Here is a 13,392-nt window from a genome sequence, read left to right as displayed (position 1 = left end):
CCTCCTATAGTGCATACTTTATGAATTTATCAAATATATATTCGCTATCCTGTGGCCCTGCTGCAGCTTCTGGATGGAATTGAACTGAGAATATTGGAAGCTTTGTATGCTTCATACCTTCAATAGTTCCATCATTAATATTGATATGAGTTGCTACAACATCTTCTGGTAATGTTTCAACTACATATCCGTGGTTTTGTGATGTAATATGGACTTTATTTTCTTCTAAATCCTTAACTGGATGATTACATCCTCTGTGTCCAAATTTTAATTTAGTAGTTTTACCACCTAAAGTTAATGCTAAAAGTTGATGTCCTAAGCATATACCTACTAAAGGTTTTTTCCCTACTAAACTCTTTATATTTTTTATTACATCCCCTAGGTCTTCTGGATCTCCAGGTCCATTTGATAAAAATACTAAGTCTGGATTTATTTTTAAAACTTCTTCTGCAGTTGCACTCATTGGAAATACTGTTAATTTACAGCCTCTCTTTTTAAAGTTTCTAATTATATTTTCCTTTATTCCAAAATCAATTATTGCTACATGCTTTCCTTCGCCATCTATAGTGTACTTTTCTTTTGTACTTACTATACTAACTGCATTTTTATTTGAAAATCCTTCTACTCTTTCCTTTACATCTTCTAAAGTAACATCTTCTAAAGAAATCATACCCTTCATAGTTCCATAATTTCTTAATACCTTAGTTAATGCTCTTGTGTCTATGCCTTCTAAACCTATAATCTTATTTTGTTTTAAATAACTTTCAAGGTCCATTTCACATCTAAAGTTATTTGGGAAATTACACTTTTCTCTTACTATAAATCCCTTAACCTTCGGTGTTCTTGATTCCATATCCTCTAGGTTTATTCCGTAATTACCTATAAGAGGATAAGTCATAGTAACAATTTGTCCATAATAGGATGGATCTGTTAAAACTTCTTGATAGCCTGTCATTCCTGTAGTAAATACCACTTCTCCTATACTGTCTTTTAAATATCCAAAGGCTTTGCCTTCAAAAATCATGCCATTTTCTAATATTAGCTTTGCTTTCATATTTAGCCCTCCTAAAATATAAATATATATAGCTAAAAATACACTTCATAAAAGCTTATCTTACTAAAATAAAAAGGATACTAAGGAGACAACAAAATTACTGTTCTCTCCCTACTATCCTTCTATATTTAATATCAGTATTAGAAAAGGTCCTAACTGACATTTCTATGCAATTATTTTGTGAATATAAATATAACATAAATACATACTCCCTTTCTGGCCTCACAGGACCAATTTAAAGTGTACTTTTTAACTTGATATAAAAATTATTACCTTTTTATATTATTCTATATTTTCTCCATATATATGTCAAGATTTACTATATTAATATTTATACATATATAGAAAACTAATTTAACAAACCATTTTAAACTTCACAAAACCATTACTGATATAAATATAGTGATAGTATATAAGTTGTATATTATTCATCTAATATATATAATATATTATTTTACTTGAATTTAAAACATATTTATGAATATTTATTCATTAATATTCTATTTTTATACCATAATCTATTTATTTTCATTGAATATTTTTCATATATTCTGGGATGATTATTATCTCTAACCCCTTTTTCTACTTTTTTATATAATATTCCAATAGCTGATATTTCACTTTAAATGTATATTTTCATCAATATGTAAAAAAATTCAAATATACATTGATTTCTCCACCTAAATATTGTAAAATAGTATATTATAACTCTTTAAAAAATATTTTTTACCACTATATAAAAGGAGGAACCATATGCTTATTTTAAATAATGTCAGCAAAAGTTTTAAAAAAGTAACTGTAGTTGATAACTTATCCTTTTCAGTAGATAAAGGTGAAATAGTTGGTCTACTTGGTGAAAATGGTGCTGGTAAAACCACAACTCTAAGAATGATTTCTACAATGCTAGAAATCTCAGCAGGAGATATTAAAGTAAATGACATCGATGTAAAATCAAATCCTGAAAAAGTAAGAAAAGAAATTGGAATACTTTTTGGAGGGGATGTAGGCTTATATGATAGATTAACTGGAAGAGAAAACATAAGATATTTCGCTAACCTATATGGTATGAATAAAAAAGAAGCTGATGAAAGAATAGATGTATTAGCTAAAAGTTTTGAGATGGAAGACTATATAAATAAACCTGTTGGAAAATATTCACGAGGTATGAAGCAAAAAATTTCTATTGCAAGATCTATAGTTCATAATCCATCTGTTATGTTATTTGATGAACCAACCACTGGGCTAGATGTAAGTGCTGCAAGAATTGTACAAGACTTCATACTTCAGTGCAAAAGGGAAAATAAGATTATCTTATTCTCAAGTCACTCTATGAAAGAAGTAGAAAAGTTATGTGATAGAGTTGTAATTATTAATAAGGGAAAACTTCTAGAAAATTGCACATTACCACAATTAGCAGAAAAATATAATAATAACGATTTAGAGGAAACATTCCTAACACTTATAGGAGGTCATACTAATGAATAACTTTACAACTGTTTTAAAGAAAGAATTATTAGATATTGTTAGAGATAAAAAAACATTAGTATTTACATTAATACTTCCAATACTTATTTATCCTCTAATGTTTAAATTTATGTCTTCCTCAATGGAAAAAGCAGTAACGGATGTTGAAAAAGAAATTAATATCTATATAGATGGTGATACTGATTCTACTATGGCAAAAGTAATTACCTCCTTAGAAAATATTAAAATTCCTGAAGTAGATTCTCCTACTGAAGCTTTAAAAAATGGAGATATTCAGTTAATAATAAATATTCCAGAAAACTTCGATGAAAATATAGCTGCTGGTAAAAATGATGCTATTGATTTATTAATTGATGAAGAGTCAAACAAATCAATGCTTGCAAGCAGTATGGTTAGCGAGATTTATGATAATTATAAAAGCACAATTGTAGAACAAAGATTAACTGCTAGTGGTATTGATCCTTCAATATTAAAACCCTTTGAGGTTAATATTAAATCTGGAATAAGTGCCGATAGTGAAAATGTAAACTCTATGGCATCAATGCTTCTTACTATGATACCAACACTTATAGTAATATTAATGGTATCTTCAACTGTTGGTATGGCAGCCGACTTAGGAGCAGGTGAAAAAGAAAGATTCACTTTTGAGCCATTGCTTTCAACTTCAGCTAAAAGGTCATCTTTACTTTGGGGTAAAATTACAGCCTTATGCACAGTATCCTTTATAGCCTTAATTGCAAACCTAGCTGCTATGGTATTTTCAATGCAAAGATTTATGAACTTTGGAGAGGGAGAAATACAATTTAATTTAGCACCATCAACTATACTTGGTATGTTAGTAGTAGGTTGCTTAGTGCTTGTAACCTTATCAGCATTACAAATATCAGTAAGTATATATGCAAGATCAACTAAAGAAGCAAATTCATACTTAGCTGCTATTACAATGCCAACTATGATTTTATCCTTCATTCCATATATGATGGATGCTAAAGGAATAAATCCAATATTCTTTAATATCCCTGTAACCAATGCAATTTGCTTAATGAAAGAATTCACTGTTGGAATATTCGATATTAAACACATAGCTTTAGTTATAGGTTGGCATATAGTTTATATAATTGCAGCCATTATATTCGCTAAATTTATGTTCTCAAAAGAGGAAGTGATTTTTAGAAACTAAAGTTTCTAATGCATAATTGATAATGCATAATGCTTAATAAATGAAAGAATGAAATAATGAAATAATTATGGAATAAATTCCTTCTGAATTTATTGAAGTTAAATATTAAAGGAATTCAGCTAAAAACTGAATTCCTTTATTTTTTTCATTCTTTCATTCCCTAAAACTCCGAAGGAGTTTTCTCCTTGATTCTACATTCTACATTCTTCATTTTTCATTGTAGAAAGTTTGGCATCAAACTTTCTACAATCAGGCCATGTATGATAATTAGCTCCTTCTTTTGAATGGTATTCTATAAAATCTCCAATATTAATTTCATATGTTTCAAAATCATTTAGTTCTATTTCAATCCTATTATCCTCTAAAATATCAAGCCTTGTTACTTCTCCAGTTGGTATTGATTCACTTCCATAATAAAAAGTAACTCCATTTTCTATTAATGTCTCATATAGTTCTAGAACTTCCTCTTTTAGATTTTCTTCCAATAGTATCACCTAACCTTTGTTCATCATTAATATTATTTTTCTAGATAAACTTCTAGGTATAAACTTATTAACCAATATAATTATCTTGTTTTTTAATCCAGGAATTATTATAAGTTTTCCCTTTTTGAAATCTTTATAAGCAATTTTAGCTACTTCCTTTGGTGTCATTAATGCTTTTTTAGCAGATTCCTTTTTCTTTATACCAGACTTTTCTTGAAAACTTGTTCTTACAGGCCCTGGGCATAAACAGCTTATTTTAATATTTTTTCCCTTTACCTCTTCATATAAAGCCTCTGTGAAATTTAATACGTAGGATTTCGAAGCATAATATGTTGCCATTTTTGGCCCAGCACAAAAAGCAGCTGTAGATGCCACATTCATGATAGAGCCTTCTCCATGCTCTATCATAGCTGGTAAAAATATTTTGGTTAGTTCGGTTAATGCCCTAATATTTATATCAATTAACTTAAGCTCCTTTTCCATTTCTATTTCACTTAAATACCCAAAGGAACCTACCCCTGCATTATTTATTAAAATATCCACAGATAAATTATTTTTATTCACATATTCTAATACTTTTTCACAAGAGTTATCCTCAGATAAATCTAAAGAAATAGTATAAATATTAATATTGTATAAGCTTAATTCATCCTTTACCTCTTTTAGTCTATCTTCATTTCTCGCAACTAGAATCAAGTTATTTTCATCCTTTGCATATAGCTTAGCTAATTCATATCCTATACCAGTAGTAGCTCCAGTTATTAATACGCAACTCCTACCATACGGCTTACCCATAAAAATTCCTCCACTTATTTTATAATAATAAACTTTAATTTTTAATATATCATATTGTCCTTTAAATATAAATATTATTACTTTATATAATCATTGGAACTTTTCCCTCTATTATAATAAATATCAAATAAAAAAATAAAATAGGTGAAATATCATTAAATTTAAGTTGATATTTCACCTTATTAAAAATTCTATTCTATTTTATTTTTTATAATTACAGTGCCCCTATTATGAAGTTAATTAAGAACAATGCACTCACTATATACATTATTGGATGAACATCCTTAGCTTCTTTCTTAACTATTTTAACTAAACAATATGTCATAAATCCAGCTGCCACACCATTTGAAATGCTTCCTGTAAAAGGCATAAATGTTACTACAAAGAATGCTGGAAGGGCTACTTCAAACTCACTCCAATCAATATTCTTGAAGGATTCCATCATTAAAACACCTACTACTATTAAAGCTGGTGCTGTTGCTGCTGATGGCACCATTCCCATTATTGGTGATATAAATAATGATAATATAAATAATACTGCTACTGTAACAGAAGTTAATCCAGTTCTTCCACCTTGTCCGATTCCTGCTGCACTTTCAACATAAGTTGTTGTATTACTTGTACCAAAAAGTGCTCCTATTGATGTTGCTGTTGCATCTGCAAATAAAGCTCTTTCTAACTTTGATGAGAAATTATTTTCACTTTCAAATAACTTTTCATCATTTTCATCAAATATACCTGCTTTTCTTCCTGTTCCTAAGAATGTACCAATAGTATCGAAAGTATCTGATAAAGAAAATGCAAAAATTGTAATTAATACAAGAGATATTTTAGATGGATCACTAAATAATCCTGCAAAATCTAACTTTAAAAATGTTGGCGCTATGCTTGGAATTCCAAATGATATTTGTGAAAAATCAGGAACTTGTGTTACATCCATGAAAATACCAATAACTGTAGTTATAAGAATTCCAAATAAAATTGCTCCCTTAAAATTAAGAAGCATTAATATAATTGTAATTACTAATCCTATTAGAGCTAATAAAGCTACTGGGTCCTTAAAATTAGTCATTGCTAAATTTACACTATTAAATATTGTTGAACCTTCTGATGAAGCAATTTGATTAGCAGCTTCACCTGTGAAAGTAATAAAATGTGCTTGTTTAATTCCTAAAAATGCAATAAATAATCCTATACCACCTGATATTGCATATTGAAGTGAATGAGGAATAGCTTGTATTATCATTTTTCTTATTTTAGTAGTAGTAATAATTATATTAATAATTCCGCAAATAAATACCATGGCTAATGCTTGTTGCCATGTAAATCCTAAACCTAATACTACTGTAAAAGTGAAAAATGCATTTAAGCCCATTCCAGGAGCTTGAGCAAAAGGTACATTAGCTACTAAACCCATTATTAGAGTTCCTACCGCTGCAGCAATAATAGTAGCTACAAAAACTGAATTCTTATCCATGCCTGCTGCTGCTAAAATAGATGGATTTACGAATAAGATATATGCCATTGTCAAAAATGTTGTTAATCCTGCCATTAATTCAGTTTTAACATCTGTGCCATTTTCCTTAAGTTTAAAAAACTTTTCCATAAAAATACCTCTTTCATTTATTCGAATGTTTACATTAGTATACTATCACTTCATTCGTATAAAATCAATATTTTTAATAAATTTTATTAGAAAATGTATCTTTTATTTATTCCTAACAAATAAAACACGAACGTTAATATTTTGTTAACAGAATGAATATCTGTATTTTAGAATTCCTATTTCATCTCAATTCTATATTTTTACATTTTTGTTTTAAATTAATTTTATCCATATATCCCCATAAAACACTTAATATGGTATAATATAATATAATATATATATTAGGAGGTTCTATATGCTTACTATATCTATCAATAATGTGGTGGTTTCTATAAATAATAAATCATCTAAAGATTTAGAGAAATGTACCATTGAGCACACTGGAGAAGGTGGTCATCCAATTAAATTAGGTAACATTAAATCAATGAAATCAACTAGTGAAGAAATGTGTATCTCAACCTCAAGAGAAAGATCAAAACTAATTTTCACTTACACATTAAATGGTGAAACTTATAGTTCAACTGTATATGATAATATATTTTTCACTGATATAAGGCCAATCACTATATCTATTTTTGAAGAAAATAATACCTTGTTATTTAAAACTGCACGTGTACGACCAGAAAATAATTAATTTTAAGGAGAGATAATATATTAAAAAAATTATACCCTCCTTTATAAGACCATTAATTATTGAAATTACAGAAGAAGATAATAACTTAGTATTTAATACTGAAAGAGTATCTAGTAAAAATATTTAAATTAGGAGGATTTATAATGAAAAGAGAAGTTCAAAAAATTCCTATTCCTTTATTAATTTGGGGTGGTGGTCTTAATAAACGGAACACCATTATTTATGTAAAAAATCATACATCTCATAATTTAGATAAAGTGACCATTGAAAGAACTGGTATGGGTGGACATCCTATTGAGTTAGGAACAATAAAAGCAATGAGTAATGATACTAATGAAGAAATTTACCCTTCACCAATTATGGAAAAATCCGATTTAATCCTAAATTACGTATTAAATGGTGAAAATCACAGTTCAGTTATTAATGGTAATATAACTCTTACTGATGTACGACCTCTATTAATTGATATAAATGAGGAAAATGGTGAATTAATTTTTTCAGCAACTCGTGTAACTCATGAAGAGATAACTAGATAAGAAATTGTGCTACAACACAATTTCTAATGAATAATGTAAAATGTAGAATAAAGGAAAAAACTCCTTGCGGAGTTTCTAAATTTTCAATTTGGAGCTGTTGTGACAGCTCCTTTCATTCTTTAATTTCTTCATTCTTTCATTTCTTCATTTTTTCCGTCTTCTGTTACTCTTCCATCAGAGCTATTTACAGGAATAGCATCCCCTAAAAATTTAGGTTCTGGTTTTAAAATATTTACATAAGCAAAATCCTTTAATTGAGCTAAAAGCTCACGTTTCTTATAGCTATCCATTAATTGATATTCTCTTATATCAGATTTTACACCATAAGCATATATACCTAACTTTCGTGCTATATATAAAGCTCTTGGTAGGTGATATTCATTAGTAACTATAACAGCTTTATCTACCTTAAAAATTTCCTTAGCTCTATACATGGTATCATAGGTGCTGAAACCTGCATGATCCATAAAAATTAGTTTTTCATCTACATTACCTTTCATAATGTATTCCTTCATAGCCCTAACTTCGTTATACTCTTCTCTGCCATGATCACCACTTAAAATAAATGTCTTACCAAGCCCAGCCTTATAAACTTCTAATGATGTTTCTAGTCTATCAGATAAAATATCAGAAGGTGTTCCATCCCCTCTAACGCCTGCACCAAGGACTATTATTGCATCATTAGCACTAGGCATATCTTCAATATTATAAATATACTTTTTATAACTATTTACTGTTGAAATGGCAATACTTATGATTATTATAGTTATTGCAATTAAAGATATAAATATTCCCATAACCTTTTTCCCCCACTTATTTAATTTAATCTTCCTCATAAATTCTCCTTATATTATATTCTAAATTTCATTTTTACGTGAGATATTCCTGCTTCTTCATATTCCTCTGATACTTCTATAAACCCAACAGATATGTATAAATTTTTAATATATGTTTGAGCTGATAATGTTATGTTACTAACATTATAATTCTTCTTTATTTCTTCTATTGCCTTAAGCATCATTTCCTTAGCTAAACCTTTGTTTCTATATTCTTTTAAAACTAAAACCCTACCTATTGATGCTTCTTTATAAGCTAGTCCAGGTGGTAATAATCTACAATATCCTATTACCCTTTGGTTTTCATTATCCATAGCAAATAAATGCATACATTCTTTATCTTTATCATCAAAGTCATTTTCACTAGTTATTTCTTGCTCACAAGCAAAGACTTCATATCTAGACTTAACTATTTCGTAAAGTTCATTTATATTAAGTTTATTAAAGGATTTACATTTAAACTTATATCTATACTTCATACATTTCTCCTTAAATCACAAATTTTAACATATTATAATTATAATATTATTGTTTTATATTTTCTATAAATAACTTAATTCAATAAGTTTTATTTATATATGTACATTTAAAATGTATTTATAAGTAAATTCGACTATTTTCGAGATATTTTATCTAACTAAATAAATATAAGGTAATTTAAGTTATTTCTATGTTTGTACCAATGCTCTTATAGTATTACTATTTATATAGATTTAAATGAACACTGTTCATATAGGAGGTAATTATATTGATAATAGAAATAAATAATCTAGTTAAAAACTATAAAGATTTTAAAGCAGTAAATATAAAAAATCTAAATATTAAAGAAGGAGAAATCTTCGGATTCTTAGGACCAAATGGAGCTGGTAAAACTACAACAATCAGTATTTTAAGCGGACTTTTCTCTAAGTACTCTGGAGAGGTTAAAATATTTGGAAAGAATATAAAAGAGAACTCAGTATACATTAAGAAGAACTTAGGTGTTGTTCCACAAGATTTAGCTTTGATAGATGATTTAACAGCAGAAGAAAATGTTAAGTTTTTTGGAGAATTATATGGACTAAGAGGAAAAGAACTTAAAGCTGCCGTAAAGGAAACTCTTGAGTTTGTAGGCCTATGGGATAGAAAAAAAGATTTTCCTCCTAAGTTTTCTGGTGGAATGAAAAGAAGATTAAATATAGCTTGTGCTATTGTTCATAAACCTAAATTAATTATCTTTGATGAACCAACAGTAGGTATTGATCCTCAATCAAGAAATAATATTTTAGAAACTATAAAGAAATTAAATGAGCAAGGCTCAACTGTAATTTATACTTCACACTATATGGAGGAAGTCGATAGCATTTGTTCTGACATATGCATAATAGATCACGGTGAAATAATTGCAAAAGGTACTAACGATGAACTTAAGGCTTTAGTAAAACATGAAGATGGAAGTATAGCTTCATTAGAAGAAGTATTTCTTCAACTTACTGGTAGAAGCCTTAGAGATTAAGGAGGTCTTGGCTTATGAAAATTTTAACCATAGTAAAATATAGACTACTACAATCATTAAGAGACATACAAAGCCTTATAACAATGATCTTAATACCAATATTTTTAATATTAATACTAGGAAATGCTCTTAAAAATAATGAGGACTTTACAGCAAGAACCATTGATAAAGTAAATTTATTATATGTAGATAATGATACAACTAAAGGTGCTGAAGCCTTTGAAAACTTTATTACCCTAGATGAGCTTAGTGATATTATACAAGTTGAAAAGATAACTAATGTTCAAGAAGGAAAAGACTTAGTGGAAAATAGAAAATATGATGCATTAGTTATATATGATGAAAATTCTACTGGCAAATTAGAACTAGTTGGTTCTGAATTTAATCAATTAGGAGTTTCAATAGTTAAGGGAATAATAGAAACCTATTCTTCTTCAGCAAATGCAATGGAAGCTCTAGCTAAGATTCAATCAAGAAGTTTTATCATAGAACAAAATAATAACTTCCAAGATGAATCAGTATCCATATCAGGTAAAAAGCCTTCTGCTATTGATTATTATGCAGTAACAATGCTTGTAATGATAGTAATGTATGGATCTATTTATGCTAACTTTGCTATAGATAAATCTTATTATGGTTCAGTTGGTAGTAGATTTAGATCAACACCTTTAAACCTTGCTGAAATATTTATTGGTGAAGGTATTGGCGTAGTTCTTACAATTATGGTTCAAGTACTAATACTTCTAATGATATCTAATTTTGCTTTTGGAGTTAATTTTGGTAATAACCTGCCAACTATAATATTAACAGCCTTTTCATTATCCGTATTATCTACAATGCTAGGTATATTTGCAGTAATGGCTACAAAGAAAGGTTTACTTGGACTAGCTCTATTAAATGTTATAGTTCCTATATTTACATTCTTAAGTGGTGGTTTTGTTAAAGTAAACTTTGATGGAATCATTGGATTTATAGCTAAATTAACACCTAATGCCTTAGCTTCAAATGCCATATTTAAATCAATCTATGGTGGAGCTTCAAAAGAAGTCTTTCTAAGTATATTAGGCCTTTGGATTATATCAGCCTTATTATTTATGGGAGCTAGTATAATAGGAAGGAGAGAAAGAATATGACAATTTTTAAAGCAACATTAAAAAGATTATTCAGGGAAAAATTAAATATTTTATTTTTAATAGTATTACCTTTAATATTTATGATAATTGCTTTTTCTGGCTCAAATGGAACAGCACCATTAAAGGTTACTGTTATAGATAATGATAAAACAACTGTTACAGAAGATATAATAATTAATATTAAAGATAAAGCAGAAATTAACTTTAATGGAGAAGAAACTATACAAGATAATTTAATTAATAATGAAATAGATTATGCAATAGTTATTCCTGAAGGATATACCAAGGAGTTAATAAATGGAGAAAATCCAATTATTAAAACTTATGAAGCTAAAGAAGGAAACACTTCTACTGCTATTAAAGCTTCATTAGATAATTATATTAATATATTAAAAACCTTTGCTAAAAATTCTAATGGTGATGAAGATAAGTTCTTTAATGCAATTAAGAATTATTCAGATGGTTCATATAAAATGTCTTATACCAGTGTAGATAAAGGCGAAGGAAATAAATCTAAAACAGATACTGCTATGGCATTTATAGTACTTAATTTACTATTTTCAGCAACAGCAGCAACTAATATAATATTAAAGGATAGAGAAAAGAACGTATTTACAAGATTATTTACTACTCCAATGACTAGGTTTAAGTATATATTCCAAAGCTTACTTTCATTTTTAGTAATTACTTTTGTTCAAATAACCTTATATTTCTTAGCCTTTAAATATGTATTTAAGTTTAATTTAGGAGATTCTCCATTAAGCTTATATATTTTATTCTTAATATTTGGTATATTTACAATTTCCCTTGGAGTATTTATAACTACCCACGCAAAGGACTTAAGAGTATCTGGAACAATAAGTACTCTTGTAATACTTCCTTTTGCAATGCTTGGTGGTTGCTTCTGGCCAAGAGATATTATGCCAACAGTATTAAAGAATATCTCGAAAGTAATACCAACAACTTGGATTAATAGTTCAAATAGCAATGTACTTTATGGTGCAACCTTAGGAAATGAAATAAATACTATAGTTTTACTTCTAGGAATTTCATTAATACTATTAGGACTATCCTCATATAAATTAAAAAACAAAGCATAACTAAAAATAAAAGATATCTCTTCATTCTTTAGTTCCAAGTGAACATATAAAAAAGAGATATCTTTTATTTTTTTGTGAGTATGCTATACTCATTTTATAATATATAAACTTAAATGGAAAGGAGATTTAATTATGCTTGAATTTAAATTTGATACTCAATTATTAATTGAAGGACAAAATTTATCAGAAGATGACATTAATGAATATATAACAAAAAATATAGAAGGTGATTGCTTATTAGCAGTTGGTGACGAGGATTTAATAAAGGTTCACTTCCACACTAATACTCCATGGATACTTCTTGAGTATTGTTCATCACTAGGAGATATCTACGATGTAGTTATCGAAAATATGGAAAGACAAGAAAATGGGCTACAAGGTTAAGTAATAAGTAACAGTTAATAAGTAAAAATTTAGAGGTAAGAAGTAAAATATACGTCCATTTAATTTCTTGCCTCTTAGCTATTACTTTATAGGAGAATTATGATGGAACTGTGGGATATTTATGATAAAAATAGAAACTTAACTGGTAGACAAATGAAGCGTGGTAGTGAATTCGGTAATGGTGATTTCCATCTTGTAGTTCATGTTTGTATTTTCAACTCAAAGAATGAAATGCTTATTCAACAACGTCAGCCATGGAAAAATGGATGGCCAAATATGTGGGATCTAACAGTTGGAGGAAGTTCTTTAGCTGGTGAGACAAGTACAGAAGCAGCTGAAAGAGAAACTTTAGAAGAGATAGGTCACAAAATTGATTTGTCAAATGAACGCCCATTTTTTACTATAAACTTTGATAAGGGCTTTGATGATTACTATATTATCGAAAGAGATATAGATATAAAAGATTTAAGCCTTCAATATGAAGAAGTTCAGTCAGTTAAATGGGCAACTAAAGAGGAGATATTACAACTAGTTAATGATGGTAAATTTATTGATTACTGGTTTATTGAAAATTTATTTGATATTAGAAAAAATAGAGGTTCAATGAGAACAGTTTAAAACAAAAGAGCTACAAGTTATTTAATACATGTAGCTCTTTATTATAATATT

General features: G+C 28.2%; 15 protein-coding genes. 9 read left to right on the top strand and 6 right to left on the bottom strand.

Annotated features, from left to right (window positions below; genetic code table 11):
* Nucleotides 1-4: 4 nt before the first annotated feature.
* The gene (locus ACFYH6_RS00460) at nucleotides 5-1,054 is read right to left on the bottom strand and encodes a carbamoyl phosphate synthase small subunit (protein ID WP_416180257.1); all 1,050 of its coding nucleotides are present in this window, start codon (nucleotides 1,052-1,054) and stop codon (nucleotides 5-7) included.
* A gap of 753 nt (nucleotides 1,055-1,807) precedes the next feature.
* Between ACFYH6_RS00460 and ACFYH6_RS00455 the strand changes: the two genes are divergently transcribed.
* Both ACFYH6_RS00455 and ACFYH6_RS00450 read left to right on the top strand, forming a co-directional pair.
* A complete protein-coding gene (locus tag ACFYH6_RS00455; RefSeq protein WP_316342456.1) occupies nucleotides 1,808-2,539 on the top strand; it encodes an ATP-binding cassette domain-containing protein in 732 nt (243 codons plus the stop codon).
* Entirely contained in the window at nucleotides 2,532-3,719 is a 1,188-nt protein-coding gene (locus tag ACFYH6_RS00450; protein ID WP_416180258.1) for an ABC transporter permease, read from the top strand. The genes ACFYH6_RS00455 and ACFYH6_RS00450 overlap by 8 nt, the downstream gene beginning before the upstream one ends.
* A gap of 191 nt (nucleotides 3,720-3,910) precedes the next feature.
* On the opposite strand, the gene ACFYH6_RS00445 is transcribed toward ACFYH6_RS00450, so the two are convergent.
* The 3 genes from ACFYH6_RS00445 to ACFYH6_RS00435 form a co-directional block, all read right to left on the bottom strand.
* On the bottom strand, nucleotides 3,911-4,204 hold the full coding sequence (locus tag ACFYH6_RS00445) for a hypothetical protein (protein WP_416180259.1): 294 nt from the start codon (nucleotides 4,202-4,204) through the stop codon (nucleotides 3,911-3,913).
* A gap of 9 nt (nucleotides 4,205-4,213) precedes the next feature.
* Nucleotides 4,214-4,999, bottom strand: a complete 786-nt coding sequence (locus ACFYH6_RS00440) for an SDR family oxidoreductase (protein ID WP_316342460.1) — start codon at nucleotides 4,997-4,999, stop codon at nucleotides 4,214-4,216.
* Between the two features lie 214 nt (nucleotides 5,000-5,213).
* Nucleotides 5,214-6,605 (bottom strand): NCS2 family permease, encoded by a 1,392-nt coding sequence (locus tag ACFYH6_RS00435; protein WP_316342461.1) that lies wholly within the window; start codon nucleotides 6,603-6,605, stop codon nucleotides 5,214-5,216.
* A gap of 295 nt (nucleotides 6,606-6,900) precedes the next feature.
* Here ACFYH6_RS00435 and ACFYH6_RS00430 point away from each other — a divergent pair, with 295 nt between their 5' ends.
* Nucleotides 6,901-7,239, top strand: coding sequence for a hypothetical protein (locus ACFYH6_RS00430; protein ID WP_416180260.1), 339 nt, complete (start codon nucleotides 6,901-6,903; stop codon nucleotides 7,237-7,239).
* Nucleotides 7,240-7,382: 143 nt separating this feature from the next.
* Nucleotides 7,383-7,775, top strand: a complete 393-nt coding sequence (locus ACFYH6_RS00425) for a hypothetical protein (RefSeq protein WP_416180261.1) — start codon at nucleotides 7,383-7,385, stop codon at nucleotides 7,773-7,775.
* 128 nt (nucleotides 7,776-7,903) lie between these two features.
* Here the strand turns inward: ACFYH6_RS00425 and ACFYH6_RS00420 are convergent, their stop codons facing one another.
* Both ACFYH6_RS00420 and ACFYH6_RS00415 read right to left on the bottom strand, forming a co-directional pair.
* Nucleotides 7,904-8,611, bottom strand: a complete 708-nt coding sequence (locus ACFYH6_RS00420) for a SanA/YdcF family protein (protein WP_416180262.1) — start codon at nucleotides 8,609-8,611, stop codon at nucleotides 7,904-7,906.
* Nucleotides 8,612-8,625: 14 nt separating this feature from the next.
* Nucleotides 8,626-9,090, bottom strand: coding sequence for a GNAT family N-acetyltransferase (locus ACFYH6_RS00415; protein ID WP_416180263.1), 465 nt, complete (start codon nucleotides 9,088-9,090; stop codon nucleotides 8,626-8,628).
* Between the two features lie 266 nt (nucleotides 9,091-9,356).
* On the opposite strand from ACFYH6_RS00415, the gene ACFYH6_RS00410 reads away from it, so the two are divergent.
* From ACFYH6_RS00410 to ACFYH6_RS00390, 5 genes are all read left to right on the top strand, one after another.
* Nucleotides 9,357-10,106, top strand: a complete 750-nt coding sequence (locus ACFYH6_RS00410) for an ABC transporter ATP-binding protein (RefSeq protein ID WP_416180282.1) — start codon at nucleotides 9,357-9,359, stop codon at nucleotides 10,104-10,106.
* Nucleotides 10,107-10,120: 14 nt separating this feature from the next.
* The gene (locus ACFYH6_RS00405; RefSeq protein WP_416180264.1) at nucleotides 10,121-11,239 is read left to right on the top strand and encodes an ABC transporter permease; all 1,119 of its coding nucleotides are present in this window, start codon (nucleotides 10,121-10,123) and stop codon (nucleotides 11,237-11,239) included.
* Nucleotides 11,236-12,339 (top strand): ABC transporter permease, encoded by a 1,104-nt coding sequence (locus tag ACFYH6_RS00400; protein ID WP_416180265.1) that lies wholly within the window; start codon nucleotides 11,236-11,238, stop codon nucleotides 12,337-12,339. Before ACFYH6_RS00405 ends, ACFYH6_RS00400 begins: the two co-directional genes overlap by 4 nt.
* Nucleotides 12,340-12,471: 132 nt before the next feature.
* Nucleotides 12,472-12,723, top strand: coding sequence for a kinase to dihydroxyacetone kinase (locus ACFYH6_RS00395; protein ID WP_416180266.1), 252 nt, complete (start codon nucleotides 12,472-12,474; stop codon nucleotides 12,721-12,723).
* 99 nt (nucleotides 12,724-12,822) lie between these two features.
* On the top strand, nucleotides 12,823-13,341 hold the full coding sequence (locus tag ACFYH6_RS00390) for an NUDIX hydrolase (RefSeq protein WP_416180267.1): 519 nt from the start codon (nucleotides 12,823-12,825) through the stop codon (nucleotides 13,339-13,341).
* Nucleotides 13,342-13,392 lie beyond the last annotated feature (51 nt).

The sequence above is a fragment of the Clostridium sp. HCS.1 genome, assembly GCF_047900555.1.
In the GTDB taxonomy this organism is placed as follows: domain Bacteria; phylum Bacillota; class Clostridia; order Clostridiales; family Clostridiaceae; genus Clostridium.
This window is presented reverse-complemented; position numbering and strand designations above follow the sequence as displayed.